The following is a 19611-nucleotide window of genomic DNA, read 5'->3' as shown; positions in this document are numbered from 1 at the left end:
ATCTGTCGCAGGTAATGCTTGGTTCGTATTGAGCAGGCACTGACAGTTCCTATTTAGGAAGCTGCGAATTCGGTCTCCGTAGAAAGCCAAGACAGCATATGTGAGCTTGAAGGTGAGTAGCTGAAATCCGAGAACTACCTAAAAAAGTTCTGAGTACCTGTTCACCAAACCCGTCCCATCACCCCCGGCACGCCACTCACCCCCGCATCCCGGTCCGTCAACGCCAACTGCGCCAGTATCCTCTCCCCCACGCCGTTCGCACCCTCCGCCTTCCGCGCGTCCTCCAGCATCTGCCGCCAGACGTCGATGTACTTGAAGTACCGCGCGTCGTAGGCGGCGAGGTCGGCGGGGGCGTAGTCGTTCCAGGGTTTGATGGTGCCGGCGAAGTGGATCAGGCGGGCGTCGGGGTAGGGGACGTCCTCGGCGTAGCGGATGTAGTCCTCTAGCAGGACGCGGTAGTTGTAGGCGCCGCTGACGGTGGTGTAGCGGCCCCGGACGTGGGTGTTGAGGACGGCCTGGTCGGTGAACACGCGCTCGCCCGTGAAGTCGTGCGCGGCCATGGTCTCCAGGAGAGCCGTGTAGGTGGCCTCGCCCAGCCACGGCGGCGAGAGCGCCATCACGCCGGAGCTGAACGTCCGGCCGGGGCTGCTGCCGTCATGCTGGCGGCCATAGCGGGTCTCGCTGGCGATGGCGCCATAGCCGTTGGCGCGCAACAGCGGCGTCAGCCTGTCCTCGTAGGTATAGCCGTCGTCGCTGGCCAGGAACGGCTCGTCGCGGCTGAACAGCGCCGAGACGTCGCCCGCGCAGTAGATGTCGCTGTCGCAGAACAGCACGCGGTCGTAGTGGGAAAGGCGGAACGCCTCCAGCGACAGGAAGCGCAGGTGCTTGGCGCTGAGCGCCGGGTGCCGCGCCTGCAAGTCGGCCGAGACCTCCACAAGGCGCGGGTCCGGCGCCTCGAACCGCACCGGATGGAGGCGGGACAGCCGCGCCCGCGTCTGCTGCGAGAGGGCGTCCGCGAACACCACCACGTCGCCCGAGAACCACGGGTTGTAGCGCAGGAAACTGTGCAGCAGTACCTCGGTCCCGGTGGCGAAGGTCTCGTCGCTGACGGTGGCAAGGCACAGGCGCGGCGGCATGGCGGCTCCGTCGTGTCGATGGCTCAGGCGAGGGGCGGGGCGGCGCCCGCGTCCGTGTCCGCGTCAGGGCGGGCGTAGCCGGCGACATGGGCGCGCAGCCGCCGGTCGAAGCTCTCCGCCAGCGCGTCCAGCGCCCGGGCGCGCGCGTCCATGCGCCAGTTGAAGGGGTTCAGCATGCCGAATCCCGCCGGCGTCCGGTTGGCGTCGAGGACGTAGAGCCGTCCGTCCGCCCGCGCGCGCAGCACGTCCAGGTCGCCGACGTCCAGGCTCATCCGCGCCGCGAAGTCGAGCAGCCGCCGCCGCTCCTCCACGTCGAAGACCGTCTCCGGCTCGATGGGCTGCGGCGGCAGGCGCCGCCGGGCCTTCAGCGGGCCGTCGCCGGGCAGGTCGGTGCCGACGCGGTAGACGATGGGGATCTCGCCCAGGACGACGGGCACGCGGTACTCGATCTGCACGCCGTCCACCGTGGCGTCGATCAGCTTCTGGTAGACGAACGTGTCGTCCGGCTCCTCGATCGGGCACTTCACGACGGTGTCGAGGCGGCGCGCATTCTCGTTCGCCTTGCGGATGCAAAGGCCCTCATAGGTGCGCGGGTCCACCAGGCTGTCATAGCCGAAGATGGCGCGGAACTCCGCCTCCACGCGGGTCTTGCCGATGTCCAGGCAGTGCAGGTTCAACACCGGCGCCCGCGCGGCCACGGATTCCAGCATCGCCGGCGCCTGGATCACCGTCGCGTCGCGCCACAGCATCGCGGCGTCGAAGGCATCCTCCACCCGGCGCGTCGCGGTATAGCCAAGCCGGTGCATGATCGCCGACAGCGCGTACATCTCCCGGTCGGGGTAATCGGGGGCGAAGAGAATACGCACCGGCCTCGTGCTCCGACTCGTGGACGGGAGGGGTCGAAACGGGAATCTCGTCCACGCGCGCGCGAGAAGTCAACTCTGACGTGTGGGACGTTCAGGGACACCGCGTTTTCACAACAAACAGCAGGGTTCCCCGGATCGCGCATCGCGAGCCTGTGGATAACTTTGTGAGCAAATTCCCGGGCAAACCGTTTTGGCGAATTTCGCAACGACTTCACAATTCCAAGTAGTTTCATAAAATTCGTTGTAAATCATGGACTTACCGGATGCCGCCCTCCGGCTGGCGGCGAAAATCCGCGATTCCTCAGGTGCTTACATCGTTGTGGAATGTATTAACGACCGGGGCCGTGAGATTGCGCTTTCGCGGCCTCCGGCGTCTCCAGCAAGCGGTGGACCGCCTTCGCCACCGCATCCACCGGGATCGCGGCAACCTCGTCGTCACCGCCATGGTCCTGCGCCGTCAGCACGGTGAGCCGTGGCGTCATCGGCGCGAACTTCTCGGGCGCCGTGGGTCCAAAGAGGGAGACCATCGGCGTTCCCGCGGCGGCCAGCATGTGCCCGGCCCCGCAATCGCCCGCCACGGCCACGCCCAGGCGCCGGCCCAGCGCGATGGTCAGGGCCGGCGTCACCCGCCCCGCGCGCGCGTCCTGTAGCGGCAGCAGGGCATCGGGCAGGGCCTCGCGCACCTGCGGCACCCAATCCGCTTCGTCCGGGCCAAGCAGGACCACGGGCGTCAGCTCCTGTTCACGAAGACGGCGGGCCAGCGCGATGTGGTTCTCCAGCGGCCAGCACTTGGCCCGCCAGCCCGCGCCGGGCACGAGGCCGGCATAGCGTGGGGCCGCGCCGGGCAGCAGCGTGGCCGCCGCGGCCACGGCCTCGCCGGGGGGGTGCAGGGGCGCCTCTGGCCGCGCGGGCTTGCCGCTTGCCGCTTCGACAAGCTGCAACAGCCGCTTTGCCAGTGCCGGCAGACGCTTGTCGCCGCCGGGCGGCTTGCGGTCCGACAGGCGGAAGCCGGCGCAGGCGGAGACGAAGGTGCCGTGCGGGATGCGCCGCAGGACCAGCGTGGTCAGCAGCCGCGTCTGCGTGTCGATGACGAGGTCGAAGCGCCGTCCTTGCAGCGGCGAGCCGGCAAGCGGACGGTGCAAAAGCTCGGCTGCCTTGCGGCCTATGCCGGCGTCGTCCACCACCTCGTCGATCAGTCCCTCGGCCAGCGGCGCCAGCGGCCCGGCGAAGGCGCTTGGCCCCTTGCCGGCCAGCCAGGTGACGCGCGCCTCGGGAAAGGCGGCGCGCAGGGCCCGCAGGAACGGCAGCTTCATCAGGCCGTCGCCGACGAGGTCCAGGCCGACGTAGACCAGCACCTCGCGCGGCGCCGCCTCCGCACGCACGGGCGCGCTACTCCGCGGCCTTGCGCGCGCGGCCCATCGTCCGCAGGCGCTCCAGCAGGGCGGCGTGGGACTTCATGCCGTTCTCAAGGCACTTCAGCTCGAACTTCTCGTTCGGGCTGTGCATCCGGTCGTCGTCCAGGCCGAAGCCCATCAGCAGCGTATCCACGCCCAGGATGTCGTGGAACATGCCGACCACCGGGATCGACCCGCCGGAGCCGATCAGCACCGCCTTGCGCCCGTAGACGTCTTCCAGCGCGTCCATTGCCGCCTGCAGATAGGGCGAGTCCGTCGGCACGCAGAACGCGGGGGAGCCCTTGTCCACCGTCAGCTCCCAGGTGCAGCCGGCGGGCATCCGCTCGGCGATGAAGGCGCGGAAGGCTTCCGCCAGGCGGCGCGGGTCCTGTTCCGGCACCAGGCGGAACGAGATCTTGGCCGACGCCTTGGCCGGGATCACGGTCTTCGCGCCCGCGCCCGTGTAGCCGCCGATGGCGCCGTTGATGTCGCAGGTCGGCCGCGACCAGACCTTCTCAAGCAGCGAGCGGCCGGCCTCGCCGCTCGGGGTGTCGAGACCGACGCCGGCGAGGAACGCCTGCTCGTCCGCGCTCAGCGCGTCCCACTGCCGGCGCGTTTCGGCCTCCGGCTCCACGACGTCGTCGTAGAAGCCGGGAATCGCCACGCGTCCGTGTTCGTCGTGCAGGCCGCCCAGAACCTTCGTCAGCGCGTTCAGCGGGTTCGGCACCGCGCCGCCGTAGAGGCCGGAATGCAGGTCGTGGCTGGGGCCCCGCACCGTCAACTCGGTGTAGAGCAGGCCGCGCAGGCGCGTCGTGATCGCGGGTGTCTCCAGATCCCAGCTTCCGGTGTCGGAGACGACGCAGACGTCGGCGCCAAGCTCCTGGCTGTTCGCCTTCAGGAAGGGGATCAGGCTGGGGCTGCCGCACTCCTCCTCGCCCTCGAAAAAGGCGGTGATGCGGATCGGCAGCGACCCGTGCACCGCCTTCCAGGCGCGGAAGGCCTCCAGGAACGTCATCACCTGGCCTTTGTCGTCCACCGCGCCGCGCGCCACCATGCGCCGGCCGCGCGGCCCCTCGACGATGCTGGGCTCGAAGGGGCCGCTGTCCCACTCGTCCAGCGGGTCGGGCGGCTGCACGTCGTAGTGGCCGTAGTAGAGGACGTGCGGCACGTCGCCGCCCGGATCGGTCTCGCCGGGGCCGGGATAGTGGCCGACGACCATCGGGTGCCCGTCGGTGTCGCGCACGCTGGCGTCGAAACCAAGCTCGGCAAGCTGTCCCTTCACCCATTCCGCCGCCTCGCGCGTCTTGTCGTTGAAGGCGGGATCGGTGCTGACGCTGGGAATCCGCAGGAAATCGGACCAGCGCTTCACCGCCGAATCGAAGTCGGAATCGATGCGGGCAAGGATGGCGTCGAGGTCGGACATGGCGGATGGTTCCTTGTGGTCGGGTCGGGACTGAGCCGCTAGCCTGCCATAAGCTGCGCGCGGGGCAAGTACCGCAATCGGCATGGCAGCGTCGCGAAGGGCTGGCATCGGCGTGCACGTTTGACGCATGCTGTCGCGCTGTTGCGGCGTCGAAGTGCGCCGCCGGGACAAGAACGGGGAGGTACGAACCATGATGAAACGGATGTGCGGGGCGCTCGCGACGGCGGCGCTGGCCGTCGCGGCGCTGGCCGGCCCGGCCGAGGCGGCCGAGGAAGAGAGCGTGACCCTGCAGATGCAGTCGGTCTATCCGGGCTCGTTCCCGATCGTCGGCGAGACCGGCAAGTCGCTGGGCGAGCGGGTGAAGCTGCTCTCCGGCGGCACGCTGGACATCGAGTTCCACGAGCCGGGCGCCATCGTCCCGGCGGGCGAGGCGTGGGACGCCGTCTCCATCGGCGGCGTCGACGCGGCCTGGTATTCCCCCGGATTCGCGCAAGGCGTCATCCCCTCCGCGGCGATGTTCACCGCCGTTCCCTTCGGGCCCAGGGCGCCGGAGTACCTGGCCTGGTACTACTATGGCGGCGGCAAGGACCTGTGGCGCGAGATCGCCGGCAAGCACAACATCGTTTCGATCCTCTGCACCACGCTTCCGCCCGAGGCCTCGGGCTGGTTCCGCGAGGAGATCACCTCGGTCGATCAGCTCAAGGGCATGAAGATGCGCATCTTCGGCTTGGGCGCGCGGGTGATGGAGAAGCTGGGCGCGCAGGCGCAGACGCTGCCGGTGGGCGATACCGTGCCGGCGCTGGAGCTTGGCACCATCGACGCGGCCGAGGTGTCGATGCCCTCGCTCGACCTTGGCCTGGGGATGCAGCAGTACGCCGACCACTACTACTTCCCCGGCTGGCACCAGCAGACCAGCCTGTTCTCGCTGATCGTCAACAAGGACGTCTGGGACGGCCTGTCGGAGCGCCAGCAGGCCATCGTCAACGAGGTCTGCCGGGCCAGCGTGACCGACTCCATCGCGCGCGGCGAGGCGACGCAGTTCGACGCCATGCAGACCCTGAAGGAAAAGGGTGTGACGCTGCACCGGTGGCCTGACGAAATCCTCGACGCCTATCGCCAGGCCTGGAGCGAGGTCGCGGCGGAGATGGCGGAGAACGACGCGGATTTCGCGCGCGTGTGGGAATCGTACAAGACCTTCCGCAAGAACTACCAGATCTGGGAAAGCATGGGCTATCTCGACTGAGGCCCATCGACACCGCATGATGTAGTCTCGAAGCGGCGAGCCGGTTGTGCCGCCTCTCCTCTTCAAGGGGGAGGCGGCGCGCCGCAATGCTGCTGCATATCCCCCCGGTGAGACGTTAAGGACGAGAACATGCCAAGCCTGACCGTTCGCCGCGAATCCTGGCCGATTCGCGGCAAGTTCACCATTTCGCGCGGCAGCCGGACGGCGGCCGAGGTCGTCGTCGCGGAACTATCCGACGGCGAACTGCGCGGACGCGGGGAGTGCGTGCCCTATGCCCGTTATGGCGAGAGCGTGGACAGCGTGGTCGAGGCTATCGAGGGCGTTCGCGGCGACCTTGCGAACGGCCTGGACCGCGAGGCCCTGCAAGGGCGTCTGCCGGCCGGCGCGGCGCGCAACGCGCTGGACTGCGCCTTCTGGGACCTGGAGGCGAAGCGCGCCGGCAAGCGGGTGTGGGACCTGATCGGCCTCGACGCGCCGGAGCCGGTGGCGACCGCCTTCACCCTGTCGCTGGACGATCCGCCGCAGATGGCGCTACAAGCGAAGCAGAACGCCGAGCGGCCGCTGTTGAAGCTGAAGCTCGCCGGGCCGGAAGACCTGGACCGCGTAGCGGCGGTGCGCACAAACGCGCCGCGCGCCCGCATCATCGTCGATGCCAACGAGGGCTGGGACGCCGCGACCTACAAGGCCCTGGCCCCGCAGTTCAAGGACTTGGGCGTCGAGATGATCGAACAGCCGCTGCCCGCCGCCGACGACGAGGGGCTGGCCGGCATGGAGCGCCCGGTGCCGGTGTGCGCCGACGAATCCTGCCACGACACCGCGACGCTGACGGCGCTGGCGGGCAAGTACGACATGGTGAACATCAAGCTGGACAAGACCGGCGGCCTGAGCGAAGCGCTGCGTCTCAAGCAAGAGGCGGAGGCGCGGGGTTACGCCATCATGGTGGGCTGCATGCTGGGCACCTCGCTGGCGATGGCGCCGGCGATGGTGGTGGCGCAGGGCGTGGAGGTCGTCGACCTGGACGGCCCGCTCCTCCTGGCCGAGGATCGCCAGCCCGGCCTGCGCTTCGAAGGCAGCCTGATCCACCCACCACAGGCGGAGCTTTGGGGATGAGCCACACGCAGACCTTCGTCACCCATCTGGAATGTTCGGCCACCGGCAAGCGCTACGAGGCCGACCGCGTGCACGGCCTGTCGGAGGCCGGCAAGCCGCTTCTGGTTCGCTATGACCTCGACGCATTGGCGAAGGCCGTGTCGAAGGAGACGCTGGCCACGCGGCAGGAGGGCGGGTTCTGGCGCTATGCCGAATTCCTGCCGGTGCGCCGGGCGGAGAACCGGGTGGCGCTGGGCGAGGTGATGACGCCCCTGGTGCCGCTGCCGCGCTTCGGCGCAAAGCTCTCGGCCAAGGACGAGGGGCGGCTGCCCACGGGCTCGTTCAAGGCGCGGGGGCTGGCGCTCGCCGTGGCGATGGCGAAGGAGCTGGGCCTGCGGCACCTGGCGATGCCCACCAACGGCAACGCGGGGGCGGCACTGGCGGCCTATGCCTCGCGCGCGGGCATCCGCACGACCGTGTTCTGTCCGGCCGATACGCCCGAAATCAACGTGCGCGAGATCGCCCTGCAAGGGGCCGACGTCTATCGCGTCAACGGCCTCATCAACGACTGCGGCAAGATCGTCGGCCAGGGCAAGGACAAGGTCGGCTGGTTCGACACCTCGACTTTGAAAGAGCCGTACCGGATCGAGGGCAAGAAGACGATGGGCATCGAGTTGGCCGAGCAGCTTGGCTGGCGCCTGCCCAAGGCGATCTTCTATCCCACCGGCGGCGGGACCGGGCTGATTGGCATGTGGAAGGCGTTTCACGAGCTGCGCGCCATCGGCTGGCTGACCGGCGAGATGCCGAAGATGATCGCGGTGCAGGCAAGCGGCTGCGCCCCCATCGTCAAGGCTTGGCAGGATGGCGTCGACCACGCGGAGCTTTGGCAGGATGCGCATACCGTCGCGGCCGGCATCCGTGTGCCGGCGGCCATCGGTGACTTCCTGATCCTGGACGCCGTGCGCCAATCCGGGGGGTGGGCCACGGCGGTGCCGGACGAGGCCATCGTCGACGCGCGCGACCGTGTCGCCCGCGAGGAAGGGATGCTGCTGTGTCCCGAGGGTGCGGCCACCTTTGCCGCGTGGGAGAAGGCGGTGGCGGACGGCCTGCTGTCGGCGGACGACGAGGCGGTGCTGTTCAACTGCGCGACCGGCCTGAAATACCCGATGCCCGACAAGGCCGGCTCGGTGGACAAGGACGGCACCGTCGATTTCGCGGCGATGGCTTAGCAAGGTGCTTCGGAGCGTGCTCGTGATCGATCGGTACGATAAATAGTCCACCGATGGGTTGAACGCGCCTGTATCCTGGTGTCACACTTCGGCTGGGCGGCGTATCGGTATCGTGTTCCCGCCACGCGCTGGCGTGGGACGCGGGAGGATATGGGATGCGCTGGCTTGCTTCGCCGGCCTTGGTCTTTCTCCTGATCGTCGGCGCGACCTCCGCGGTGTTTGCGGCCGAATTGTCGGGCTGGGTGTTGCAGTCCAACGGGAACCCGATGGCGAATGCGTCGCTGCAGCTTGTCAGGCAGGACGGCGGCGAGACCTTCACCGGCACGACGGACAACCAGGGACGCTACAGCTTCGAGCACATCCCGCCGGGCCGCTACGTGCTGCGCGCGGGCGGGGCCGAGCGGCAGGTCTACGTCGAGCCCGGCTTCAACAGCGCGAACCTCCGCCAATGACCCGGTTGCCCGCCATGGGTGCCGGACGATGCCTGAAGGTACGGGCGCCGCGATGAGCGACGATTTCGACCGCGCGGGCGAGGTAGGCGGGTCGCGCGAGGGCGGGCGCGGGCCGAAGGACGTCTGGGATAAGATCCGCGCCACGGGCACGGCGCTGGTGGCCCTGGTGGTTGGCGTTACCGGCTACATGTTCAATTCCTGGCAGTCGGAGCTGAACCGCGATAGCGCCGAGATGCGCTTTTACACCGATCTCCTGGCGCAGCGCGAGCAGGCCGACAGCGATATCCGCGCCAAGATGTTCAACACGCTTTTCAACGCCTACTTCGGCGGCCAACTGGCGGCCGGTTCCGATGAAGAGGCCGCGGCGGCGGGCGAGGACGCGTCGGCGGCGCCGGCGCGAACGACACTGACGACGGTACGGGATATCCACAACCGGATCATGTTCCTCGACCTCTTGGCGCGGAACTTCGAGGGCATCGACATCCGGCCGCTGTTCGAGGACCTGAACCAGTATCTCACCGACATCTGGAAGGGCGCGCGCGCCGACGTCTCCATCGGCCGCGCCGAGGCCTTCCGGGAGCGGGAGATTCTGCGCCGAGCCGCGCGTGGCGTGGTCGACCGGCAGACCGCCTATCTACAGGGTCTGGAGGGCACACGGGTCGAGAGCGTGCGCATCGAGCAGCATCCTTGCGATGCCAAGCCGAAGGTGGTGGAGTGGGGCGATAACGCCGGCAAACTGGGGCTTTACGTCAAGCCCGATCACATGGCCGATGGCGTCGTCTCCGTCGTCCTTCGCCCGGATCGGCAGGCCTACGAAGCGGCCTTCGACGTAACCTTCTTCGACATGCCGATCATCGAGAATTTCCAGCTTCCCGACGGGCGGCGGATGGCGGTCACGCTGGAGAAATATTTCTCGCCAAGCGAATACGGCGATTACGGTCACCTGCTGCCCGACGCCCGCCTGCGCGAGGACTACGAATTCATCGACAGCAGTGAGCTTTGCCGCTCCGCCGTGCTGCGGTTCATCCGCTTCTCGGACATCTATATCGGGCCGCGCGACCGCCCGTTGATCGAGGAACTGATCACGTCCACGCTGGACAGCACGGCGGACACGGCGGACACGGCGGCCGAGTGATCGCCCCGCACCCCTTGCCCATGCGCCGGCAGGGGTTACTTACTAGGGCGCTTGCGTTTTGCCAGTCAGAACAGGATCCCGGTCATGGCCGATCAGCGAACCCACGCCCGTCACGGCGACAAGGTGGTCTACCAGACCGACTTTCCCGCCGACCACCCCGAGATCGGGCCGGAAAAGATCGGCGTGCTGCTGCTCAACCTCGGCACGCCGGAGGGGACCGACTACTGGTCGATGCGGCGTTACCTGAAGGAGTTTCTCTCCGACCGCCGGGTGATCGAGGCCAATCCCGTGTTCTGGCAGCTTCTCCTCAACACCGTGATCCTGACAAAGCGGCCTAAGTCGTCCGGACAGGCCTACGCGTCGATCTGGAACGAGGAGAAGAACGAGTCGCCGCTGAAGACCATCACGCGCGACCAGGCCGACGGCGTGCAGACCATCCTGCATCAGCGCTTCGGCGAGGGCATTATCGTCGACTGGGCGATGCGCTATGGCTACCCGCGCACCGAGGACGCGGTGAACGACCTGATGAGCAAGGGCTGCCGGCGCATCCTGCTGGTGGCGCTCTACCCGCAGTATGCCGCCGCTACGACGGCGACGGCCTACGACCATGCGTTCCGCGCGCTGATGAAGATGCGCTGGCAGCCCTCGATCCGCACCGTGCCGCCGTATCACGACGAGCCGCAATACATCGACGCGGTGGTGCGCTCCATCCATGACCACCTGGCGGATCTGAGCTGGGAGCCGGAGGTGCTGCTGACCTCGTTCCACGGCCTGCCCAAGCGCTACCTGATGGCGGGCGACCCCTATCACTGCCAGTGCGCGAAAAGCTCGCGTCTGATCCGCGACGCGCTCGGCTGGCCGAAAGAGCGGGTGAAGCTGTGCTTCCAGTCGCGCTTCGGCCGGGAGGAATGGCTGAAGCCCTACACCGACGAAACCATCGCCGAGCTGGCGCGCCAGGGCGTGAAGAACCTCGCCATCGTCTCGCCCGGATTTGCCGCCGACTGCGTGGAGACGCTGGAAGAGCTGAACATGCAGGGCCGCGAGACGTTCCTGGAGAACGGCGGCGAGAATTTCACCTTCATCCCCTGCCTGAACGCCCGCGAGGACAGCGTAGGACTGATCGCCGACCTGGTGACGCGGGAGCTTGGCGGCTGGGTGGAGCCGCGGGCGCTCGCCGCCGGCAACGCGCGGCGCGCGGCGGGGTGAGGACGCCCGCGGTCCTTCGCCGTCAGTGCAGCGTCTTCAGCGCTTCCGTAAAGCGCATGTCGGACGGGGTGATGATTTCCGTGCTGGCAACCTTGACCGAATGCAGCCGGCCGTCCAGGCTGCTCTCCCAGAAATCGAGGAATTGCTGCAGCACCGGAAAGCGCGGTGCCATGTCGTAGTCCTGCCAGACGTAGGTCTGCAAGAGTGCCGGGTGGTCCGGCATGTGGTAGAGGATTTCCGCCGTCGTCAGGCGGTAGTCGCGAAGCTGTTTTTCGAAGTCCGCCATCTTCGATTACCTCTGAATCGCGTTTCCCTGCCTCCTGCCTGGATCGGGCCTTGGGACAACCCGTCGAGGACCATGTTGCCCCGTTGCGTGCTGCCTGCCAAGAAAAATTCAACGAATTCAGAATGTTAGCAGCCACTTGTGGCGGCTGCTGCCAGGGCGGGCGGGGCGGCACGCAAAAATTGCATGTTGGGGTCTTGACGGCCGTGCAGTCGCTGCATAGCTGATTAGCACTCACCGGGGACGAGTGCTAACAGGTCGCTCCCAGGGGAACGCAAAGGACTAAACGCACCACGCAATTTGCATTCGGAGGATCCAAAATGAAGTTCCGTCCGTTGCACGACCGCGTTCTGATCCAGCGGGTCGAGCAGGAAGAGAAGTCGTCCGGTGGCATCATCATCCCGGACACCGCCAAGGACAAGCCGATGGAAGGCAAGGTGATTGCCGTCGGCGCCGGGACGAAGAGCGAGGACGGCACCGTCACGCCGCTCGACGTCAAAGAGGGGGACCGGGTGCTGATCGGCAAGTTCTCGGGCACCGAGATCAAGTTGGACGGCGAGGAGTACACCATCCTTCGCGAGTCCGACATCCTGGGCGTCATCGGCGACAGCGGCTCCGCCGCCAAGGCCGCGTAATTTCGCACAGCACCAACCGTGTTGGATTGGGAGTGAATAGAACATGGCTGCCAAGGACGTGAAATTTGGCGCCGACGCGCGCGAGCGGATGCTGCGCGGCGTCGATACGCTGGCGAATGCCGTCAAGGTGACCCTCGGCCCCAAGGGCCGCAACGTCGTGCTGGACAAGTCCTTCGGCGCGCCGCGCACCACGAAGGACGGCGTGACGGTCGCCAAGGAGATCGAGCTGGTCGACAAGTTCGAGAACATGGGCGCGCAGATGGTGCGCGAGGTGGCCTCGAAGACCAACGATCTGGCCGGCGACGGCACCACCACCGCCACCGTGCTGGCCCAGGCCATCGTCCGCGAGGGCGCGAAGGCCGTGGCCGCCGGCATGAACCCGATGGACCTCAAGCGCGGTATCGAGCACGCGGTCGAGAAGGTCGTCGCGGACCTGCAGGGCCAGGCCAAGACCATCTCCGGTTCCGAGGAGATCACCCAGGTCGGCACCATCTCCGCCAATGGCGATGCCGAGATCGGCGAGATGCTGGCCCAGGCCATGCAGAAGGTCGGCAACGAGGGCGTCATCACGGTCGAGGAGGCGAAGAGCCTGGAGACCGAGTTGGACGTGGTCGAGGGCATGCAGTTCGACCGCGGCTACCTCTCGCCGTACTTCGTGACCAACTCCGAGCGGATGGTCTGCGAGCTTGAGGATCCCTACATCCTCCTGCACGAGAAGAAGCTCTCCAACCTGCAGGCGATGCTGCCGGTGCTGGAAAGCGTCGTGCAGTCCAGCAAGCCGCTCGTCATCATCGCCGAGGACGTCGAGGGCGAGGCGCTGGCCACGCTCGTCGTCAACCGGCTGCGCGGCGGCCTGAAGGTCGCGGCCGTCAAGGCGCCGGGCTTCGGCGACCGCCGCAAGGCGATGCTGGAGGACATGGCGATCCTGACCGGCGGTCAGGTCGTCAGCGAGGACCTCGGCATCAAGCTGGAGAACGTCACCCTCGACATGCTTGGCCGCGCCAAGCGCATCTCGATCACCAAGGACGACACCACCATCGTTGACGGTGCCGGCAAGAAGAAGGAGATCGAGGACCGCGTCGCGCAGATCAAGGCGCAGATCGAGGAGACGAACTCCGACTACGACAAGGAGAAGCTGCAAGAGCGCATGGCCCGTCTGGCGGGCGGCGTTGCGGTGATCCGCGTCGGCGGCGCCACCGAGATCGAGGTGAAGGAGCGCAAGGACCGCGTCGACGACGCGATGCACGCGACCCGCGCGGCCGTCGAGGAGGGCATTGTCGCCGGCGGCGGCGTGGCCCTGCTGCTGGCCTCCAAGGCGCTCGAGAAGGTGACGCTGGCGAACCACGACCAGCAGGTTGGCGTGGACCTCGTCCGCCGCGCCCTGCAGGCGCCGGTGCGCCAGATCGCCGAGAACGCCGGCGTGGACGGCTCCATCGTGGTCGGCAAGCTGCTTGAGAGCAACGATCCGGCCTGGGGCTACGACGCCTACGAGAGCAAGTACTGCGACATGTTCAAGGCGGGCATCATCGACCCGACCAAGGTCGTTCGTACCGCACTGCAGGACGCGTCCTCGGTTGCCGGCCTGCTCATCACCACCGAGGCCATGGTCGCCGAGAAGCCGGAGAAGAAGTCCGGCGAAGGTGCCGCGGCCGGTGGCATGGGCGACTACGGCGGCTTTTAAGCCGAGACTTGGCCTACGACATCAGGGGCCGCGGGGTTTCCCGCGGCCCCTTTTGTTTGTGCTTGGCAATCCCATTGCGGCCTCTCACGTCCCACATCATGTATCGAATCCGGCCGCCGCGTGCCGCCGGGTCGGCTCAAAGGCGTCGGGCGGAGGAATGGCGGAACTGATCGAGGTGCGCCGCTGCGGTTCGCGGGATGAGGCCCGGCAGCACGGCCTGGTGCTGACGGCCGTGGGGATCGAGAGCTATCTCGTGCCCCAGGAAACCGGCGTCGCACTGTACGTTGCCGAGACGGATGCCGATCGGGCACAAGAGCAGCTTGCGCTGTATGAGCGGGAGAACGCGGCCGAGTCTCCGTCGTGGCGCCCGTCCGGGCTGGGTGGGCACGGCCTGGAAGCGGCGATGGCATACGCCGCCGTGCTGACGTTCTTTTTTGCCGCGCAGGGGCGGGGAGCCTTCGGCATTGACTGGGTTGCCGCCGGCGCGGCGCAGGCGGGGCAGATCCTGGACGGCGCGTGGTGGCGGACGCTGACCGCACTTAGTCTGCACGGCGATCTGGCGCACCTGGTGGCGAATCTGGCATTCGGCATGGTCTACGCGATGCTGCTGGCCGGACTCGTCGGCTCGGGCGTCACGTGGTTTTGCATCGTGCTGGCCGGCGGCCTCGGCAACGGTCTCAACGCCGCGCTGCAGACGGCCACCCACACCTCGATCGGCGCTTCGACATCGGTCTTTGCCGCGCTTGGCCTGCTCGCCGGGTTCGTCCAGTGCGCGCGCCCCGCTCCCTGGCGGCCCGGCCTGCGCCGATGGGCGCCGATTGCGGGGGGCGTGATGCTGTTGGCCTTTCTCGGCTTCGGCGGGGAGCGCACTGACATCGGCGCGCACATCGCCGGGTTCGTCGTTGGTGGCGGGATGGGCGTGGCGCTGGCGTTCGGCGGCCAGCGCCGGCTGCGAAGCTCAAGGGTGCAGTGGGTGTGCGGCGCGCTTGCGTGCGGGCTGTTTGCACTGGCATGGGGCGCGGCGGTGAGCGGTTAGGGGAGGGAAAGTTGGTTCTGTTAAAGCGGGAAGATTCTATAGATCATCTACAGCCTGCAGCGTCAGGCTGGATTGCGAATCAACCTTTGTATTCGGTCGAGGAGCCGTCGACTTCAAGCCGTCAATATGCTCGCCCAAGTCTGGATTTATGTTGTGCCACATCGGGTCCAAAATAAAATCAACACCTTCGCGGCGAGCCAGTTTCGCGGCGGGTACAAAGTCGCTATCCCCGGATACGAGTACGATTTGGTTTACTTGGCTCTTAAGTGACAGTGAGGCGATATCCAGGCCGATTTTCATGTCCACGACCTTTTGCCGGGCGTAGAAGGTCACATCGTGCTCACTCAGATCCGCGAGGCCAAGCTTGCCGGACAATAGGGGCTTCAATCTCTGCTTCTTGATTTGCCAGCCAGCATTCTCCTCGTCACGGCGACCCAGCCGAAGTGCTGTCTTTCGGAGTTGTCGAACATGGTCGTGGAGGTTCTGCCGAAACACAGCTTCTGGGGATTTCGATAAATCAATGCTCCGTTTCGAAATCGGATTGTGAACCTTTTTTGTAAGGGGCGGGCAATCATAAAAAAATATTCTATAAAGTTGAGCGACAGCGACACCGTTACCTTGCTTTAAATGTTGCGTTGCCATTGTGTGCGCTGTGCGGGCCACGATTGCCGGGTCGTTTGCATCCTTGTCAGGGTAGACTTTCGAAAATCGACGGAGAAAAAAGCCGCCATCGATCAAAATCGCCGTTGTCCGCATTAGAGCCCTCGGAAATAAGAAAAGCCTTCCGGGCTCGGCATCCCCGATAGCGAATAGGGCATGCGTACTGCCGGAAGGCTCGACTCAAAATATCTTGCGGTAGGCGATGATTCAAGGGGCTATCTTGTCATGTGCACCGGAATCGGCGAACCGTGTCCGGCCACGCCTTCACCAAATCGCCTTGCCCGATCCCGGCAGGCCATAGGCCGCCCACTTCCGGTCCACCTTGGCCACCGTCTCGTCGTCCATGTGGATCTTCTCGCCCCAGTCGCGCTTCGTTTCCGGCGGCCACTTGTTGGTCGCGTCCAGGCCGATCTTGCTGCCCAGGCCGCTTTCGGGGCTGGCGAAATCCAGATAGTCGATGGGCGTGCCTTCCACCATCGTCGTGTCGCGGGCCGGGTCCATGCGGGTGGAGATGGCCCAGACCACGTCCTTCCAGTCGCGCGCGTCGATGTCGTCGTCCACGACGATGACCCACTTCGTGTACATGAACTGCCGCAGATAACTCCACACCGCCATCATGATGCGTTTGGCATGGCCGGGGTAGGCCTTGCGGATCGACACGACGGCGACGCGGTAGCTGCATCCCTCCGGCGGCAGCCAGAAGTCGACGATTTCGGGGAATTGCTGCTGCAACAGCGGGATGAACACCTCGTTCAGCGCCTCGCCCAGGACGCTCGGCTCGTCGGGCGGGCGGCCGGTGAAGGTGGAGAGATAGATCGGATCGCGCCGGCGGGTGATCGCGGTGATGTTGAAGGTCGGGAACGACTCCACTGCATTATAGTACCCGGTATGGTCGCCGTACGGCCCCTCGTCGCCGTAGTCGTCCAGGCTGACATAGCCTTCCAGAACGATCTCCGCCTCGGCCGGCACCTTCAGCGGCACGGTCTTGCAATCCACCAGCTCTACCCGCTTGCCGCGCAGCAGTCCGGCGAACTGGTATTCCGACAGCGTGTCCGGCACCGGCGTCACGGCAGCCAGGATAGTGCCGGGGTCGGCACCGATGACGGCGGCGGCGGGCAGCGGCTCGTGCTTGCCGGCCTGCTTCCAGCGGGCATGGTGCTGCGCGCCGCCGCGGTGCTTCAGCCAGCGCATCAGCGTCCGGTCCTTTCCGGTCACCTGCATGCGGTAGATGCCGAGGTTGAAGTTGTCCTCGCGCCGGCCCTTGTCCGGCCCCTTCGTCACCACCAGCGGCCAGGTGATCAGCGGCGCCGGCTCGCCCGGCCAGCAGGTCTGCACCGGAAGCTGCGACAGGTCGACGTCCTCGCCCTGCAGCACGACCTCCTGGCACGGCGCGCGGGAAACGCCGCGTGGGCGCATGCTCATGACCGTGCGCAGCAGCGGCAGCTTGTCCCAGGCGTCGCGCAGTCCGCCCGGCGGCTCCGGCTGACGCAGGAAGGCCAGCGTCTCGCCCACCTCGCGAAGCTGGGCGGGGGTGCGGTCCATGCCCCAGGCGACGCGCTCCACCGTGCCGAAAAGGTTGGCAAGCACAGGCATATCCCAGCGCCGGCCGTCCTCCGCCCGCACGTTCTCGAACAGCACCGCCGGCCCGCCCTCGGCCAGAAGACGGGTCTGGATCTCCGTCATCTCCAATTCGGGCGAGACCGCCTCCCGCACGCGGGTCAAGGCGTTGCGGCTTTCCAGCATCTCGATGAAGTGGCGCAGGGAGGAAAAGGGCATGATCCGGATCGCATCGAAAGGGTGATTCGCGGCCGGGACGATGCGCCAGACGGCGACCACTGGCAAGCCTTCCGACGAAATCGGACGGGCAAGCGACGGTTATGGGATAGTCACGGCCATGCGTTGTTAAGAAAACTGCAATGCAGAAAGCGCAAGGTTCGTTGAAAGGTACGTGCACGACGCCTACCTTGCGGATTATAATCGCCTTTTTGAGGCGAACAGGGACGAGGCTTGGTCGTTATGCAACAATTCTGGGTCGTCGGTGGCGAATACAGGGACACCCGTTTTCGCAGTACCGTCCACGGCGACGAAGAGTGGTTCGGGCCGTACCCCACTTACGAAGAAGCGCGTGAGGAGTGGGCGCGGCACGCGTGGCAGACTGTGGACGACGCGCACACCCGCTACCGCATCGAACGAATCGACCCTGAGGAGCCGCCTCGCTGCACGGACTGAGTGCAGGGGCCGGCCCGATCTGGTGGTGTAGCGCAGAAAGCTGTCCGCAGGGCTTCAGGCGGCACGCATACCTTTATTACCCTCATGAGTGTTTCTCCGAGCATCCCCTGGGCCATGCCCGCCGAAAGATCGGCGCGGCTGCAAATCGCCAAGACCTATCCCTACGACGCGCCCGCGGCCTCGTATCTGTTTCGCGATGGAGGCGTGCATCCGATCGCCGACGCCGACTTCCGCGGCCGCGCGGCGGTGATCGGCCACGGCTCCAACCGCGCACCGCAGCAACTTGCCCGCAAGTTCTCGCACTTGAGCGGCCGCGACAGCGAGATCCCCGTCACCTACGTCTGGCTACACGACTACGACGTCGTCTATTCCGCCCACGTCACCGCCTATGGCGCGGTCGCCTCGACATTGCAGGCCACGCCAGGATGCCGTGTCCGCGTCGCGCTCACCTGGCTGGACCAGGTGCAGCTTCAGCGCATGCACGAAACGGAGGGGAACTACAGCTACGGCTCGCTGGCGGGCGCCCGGCTGGAGGCGGAGGCCGGACCCGACGTGCGCGGCGGCGAGGTGACCATGTACCTCTCCGACCACGGCTGCCTTTCGGATGGCGGCACACCCGTCGCCCTGGCGGCGGTGCCGGCGGAGGGCCGCCCGCACCGTGCGCTGTGGCAGACGGAGATGCATGCGGAGATCCACCGTCGGACGGCGTCCGACCTCCACCTCGACGACTTCATCCTGGCGGCGGTCGAGAATCCTGCGGCTCGCCGGACACGCATCGGCCAACTACGCGCCGATGCCATCGCCGCAAACGTTCCCCATTTCCAGCCGCTGTAGATTGCGGCCATGTAAAGCTTATCGGACCTGACCGCGGATTTCTCCGGCCGGGTTCGCGGCGGTGTGCACGTTGACATAGGCTCCGCCATTGCGCAGAGCAGCGACCAGCTTGTCGAATTCCCCTGGGTTCAGGTTCTGGCCGATGGGGCCGATGATGTCACCCGGCAGGATTGTGCCGCTGACCGTTCCCGAGGTCGGGCCCGGACAGGCGGGTGCGGGGTCGCTGACCATCGGTTCGTTTTCACGGTTGGTGCACAGGAAGGTAATGATACCCCCGATGGTGCCGGCCGTTCCAAGGTGGATGTGCGCCTGCTGCACCACGTCGGTCAGGTCCTGGTAGCTGAGTTCGTAGTCGATGCGATCCGCGTTGGGCCGGATCATCGCCCGGAAGCTGCCAGAGGCAAGCGTGGCAATAGTCGGTACCTCGGCGAAGCTGGTCAGGTCGGTACGAACCTGTTCCGCCCAGGCACCGGACGCGACAAACAGCCATCCGGCCGCGGCGGCCAGAGCGAGTTTACGTCGCACCATCGCAAGTCTCCCATGATTTGGATTTCTCGATTACTGGGTACGAGGCGCGATAATATAATAGTTTTGTCCGATATAGGGGAGTTTTATGAATAAATGTCCCCTTCAGGGTAATGCTTAACCCTTTCGATCCTGATTTCTGACAGACTCGAACTGACCCCAGGCAAAAATACGCCCGCGGTAATTGAGCCGGGTTACTCGGATCCGGACGACGATTGTCCGAACTCCTCGATGGCAAGCTCGCGCAGCGCCTTCACCGTATCCTTATCCACGGCTTTACGCTGGTTCCTGAGCTTGCGCTTCTCCTTCATCGTGGTGTTCATTTCCGGCGCGTCGATGTTGGTAAGGCCGGGCAGGTCCACCTGACGGTTGGCGCCACCGTTGGTCGGGTCGGCCCCTGCCGGCGGGCGTACGTCCCCGGCCTCGGCGGCGATGGGCGCGGCGATCAGCAGTGCGGCGAGCGTGGCGAGAGGTGTCCGCATCTCGGGCCTCCGTGTCGGGCGCTTAACGACGTCGGGGGATTATAGCGCCTCAAACACGGGCCAGGAATACGTC

At 66.3% G+C, this 19611-nt stretch carries 20 protein-coding genes; 11 read left to right on the top strand and 9 right to left on the bottom strand.

From position 1 onward, the window contains the following. Positions 1-161: 161 nt before the first annotated feature. The 4 genes from DRB17_RS10330 to DRB17_RS10315 form a co-directional block, all read right to left on the bottom strand. Positions 162-1136 (bottom strand): glycosyltransferase family 8 protein, encoded by a 975-nt coding sequence (locus tag DRB17_RS10330; RefSeq protein WP_114582126.1) that lies wholly within the window; start codon positions 1134-1136, stop codon positions 162-164. 23 nt (positions 1137-1159) lie between these two features. Then, positions 1160-2002, bottom strand: coding sequence for a hypothetical protein (locus DRB17_RS10325; RefSeq protein WP_147274874.1), 843 nt, complete (start codon positions 2000-2002; stop codon positions 1160-1162). 329 nt (positions 2003-2331) lie between these two features. Further along, positions 2332-3384, bottom strand: a complete 1053-nt coding sequence (locus DRB17_RS10320; RefSeq protein WP_241503803.1) for a glycosyltransferase family 9 protein — start codon at positions 3382-3384, stop codon at positions 2332-2334. Positions 3385-3391: 7 nt separating this feature from the next. Beyond that, positions 3392-4819, bottom strand: coding sequence for a dipeptidase (locus DRB17_RS10315; protein WP_114582124.1), 1428 nt, complete (start codon positions 4817-4819; stop codon positions 3392-3394). A 190-nt stretch (positions 4820-5009) separates the two neighbouring features. On the opposite strand from DRB17_RS10315, the gene DRB17_RS10310 reads away from it, so the two are divergent. From DRB17_RS10310 to hemH, 6 genes are all read left to right on the top strand, one after another. Continuing rightward, complete coding sequence (locus DRB17_RS10310) at positions 5010-6062, top strand: TRAP transporter substrate-binding protein (RefSeq protein WP_206607852.1); 1053 nt, start codon at positions 5010-5012, stop codon at positions 6060-6062. A 129-nt stretch (positions 6063-6191) separates the two neighbouring features. Continuing rightward, complete coding sequence (dgcA, locus tag DRB17_RS10305) at positions 6192-7172, top strand: N-acetyl-D-Glu racemase DgcA (protein WP_114582123.1); 981 nt, start codon at positions 6192-6194, stop codon at positions 7170-7172. After that, positions 7169-8380, top strand: a complete 1212-nt coding sequence (locus DRB17_RS10300) for a threonine synthase (RefSeq protein ID WP_114582122.1) — start codon at positions 7169-7171, stop codon at positions 8378-8380. Before dgcA ends, DRB17_RS10300 begins: the two co-directional genes overlap by 4 nt. Positions 8381-8535: 155 nt before the next feature. Then, entirely contained in the window at positions 8536-8832 is a 297-nt protein-coding gene (locus tag DRB17_RS10295; protein WP_114582121.1) for a carboxypeptidase-like regulatory domain-containing protein, read from the top strand. A 28-nt stretch (positions 8833-8860) separates the two neighbouring features. Continuing rightward, a complete protein-coding gene (locus DRB17_RS10290; RefSeq protein ID WP_147274873.1) occupies positions 8861-9967 on the top strand; it encodes a hypothetical protein in 1107 nt (368 codons plus the stop codon). An 84-nt stretch (positions 9968-10051) separates the two neighbouring features. Further along, complete coding sequence (gene hemH, locus DRB17_RS10285; protein ID WP_114582119.1) at positions 10052-11173, top strand: ferrochelatase; 1122 nt, start codon at positions 10052-10054, stop codon at positions 11171-11173. 22 nt (positions 11174-11195) lie between these two features. Here the strand turns inward: hemH and DRB17_RS10280 are convergent, their stop codons facing one another. Beyond that, entirely contained in the window at positions 11196-11459 is a 264-nt protein-coding gene (locus DRB17_RS10280; protein ID WP_114582118.1) for an usg protein, read from the bottom strand. A gap of 317 nt (positions 11460-11776) precedes the next feature. Here DRB17_RS10280 and groES point away from each other — a divergent pair, with 317 nt between their 5' ends. The 3 genes from groES to DRB17_RS10265 all read left to right on the top strand — a co-directional run bounded on the left by groES (position 11777) and on the right by DRB17_RS10265 (position 14808). Further along, the gene (gene groES / locus DRB17_RS10275) at positions 11777-12091 is read left to right on the top strand and encodes a co-chaperone GroES (RefSeq protein WP_114582117.1); all 315 of its coding nucleotides are present in this window, start codon (positions 11777-11779) and stop codon (positions 12089-12091) included. Between the two features lie 43 nt (positions 12092-12134). Continuing rightward, positions 12135-13772 carry a chaperonin GroEL gene (gene groL, locus DRB17_RS10270; protein WP_114582116.1) on the top strand — a complete coding sequence of 546 codons (1638 nt, stop codon included), beginning with the start codon at positions 12135-12137 and terminating at the stop codon, positions 13770-13772. Positions 13773-13929: 157 nt separating this feature from the next. Next, complete coding sequence (locus DRB17_RS10265; protein WP_114582115.1) at positions 13930-14808, top strand: rhomboid family intramembrane serine protease; 879 nt, start codon at positions 13930-13932, stop codon at positions 14806-14808. Positions 14809-14844: 36 nt separating this feature from the next. On the opposite strand, the gene DRB17_RS10260 is transcribed toward DRB17_RS10265, so the two are convergent. Both DRB17_RS10260 and DRB17_RS10255 read right to left on the bottom strand, forming a co-directional pair. Beyond that, positions 14845-15564, bottom strand: coding sequence for an NYN domain-containing protein (locus tag DRB17_RS10260; RefSeq protein ID WP_114582114.1), 720 nt, complete (start codon positions 15562-15564; stop codon positions 14845-14847). 168 nt (positions 15565-15732) lie between these two features. Beyond that, positions 15733-17244: a UbiD family decarboxylase gene (locus DRB17_RS10255; protein ID WP_114582234.1), complete on the bottom strand. Its 1512-nt coding sequence runs from the start codon at positions 17242-17244 to the stop codon at positions 15733-15735. Positions 17245-17484: 240 nt separating this feature from the next. Here DRB17_RS10255 and DRB17_RS10250 point away from each other — a divergent pair, with 240 nt between their 5' ends. Both DRB17_RS10250 and DRB17_RS10245 read left to right on the top strand, forming a co-directional pair. Then, positions 17485-17697 (top strand): DUF4170 domain-containing protein, encoded by a 213-nt coding sequence (locus DRB17_RS10250; RefSeq protein ID WP_114582113.1) that lies wholly within the window; start codon positions 17485-17487, stop codon positions 17695-17697. Positions 17698-17811: 114 nt separating this feature from the next. Beyond that, the gene (locus tag DRB17_RS10245; RefSeq protein ID WP_114582112.1) at positions 17812-18531 is read left to right on the top strand and encodes a hypothetical protein; all 720 of its coding nucleotides are present in this window, start codon (positions 17812-17814) and stop codon (positions 18529-18531) included. 18 nt (positions 18532-18549) lie between these two features. On the opposite strand, the gene DRB17_RS10240 is transcribed toward DRB17_RS10245, so the two are convergent. Continuing rightward, complete coding sequence (locus tag DRB17_RS10240) at positions 18550-19059, bottom strand: CHRD domain-containing protein (RefSeq protein WP_114582111.1); 510 nt, start codon at positions 19057-19059, stop codon at positions 18550-18552. A 191-nt stretch (positions 19060-19250) separates the two neighbouring features. Then, positions 19251-19538 (bottom strand): hypothetical protein, encoded by a 288-nt coding sequence (locus DRB17_RS10235; RefSeq protein ID WP_114582110.1) that lies wholly within the window; start codon positions 19536-19538, stop codon positions 19251-19253. Between the last annotated feature and the right edge of the window lie 73 nt (positions 19539-19611).

The sequence above is a fragment of the Ferruginivarius sediminum genome (genome assembly GCF_003344765.1).
GTDB classification, from domain to species: Bacteria; Pseudomonadota; Alphaproteobacteria; order Kiloniellales; family Rhodovibrionaceae; genus Ferruginivarius; species Ferruginivarius sediminum.
This window is presented reverse-complemented; position numbering and strand designations above follow the sequence as displayed.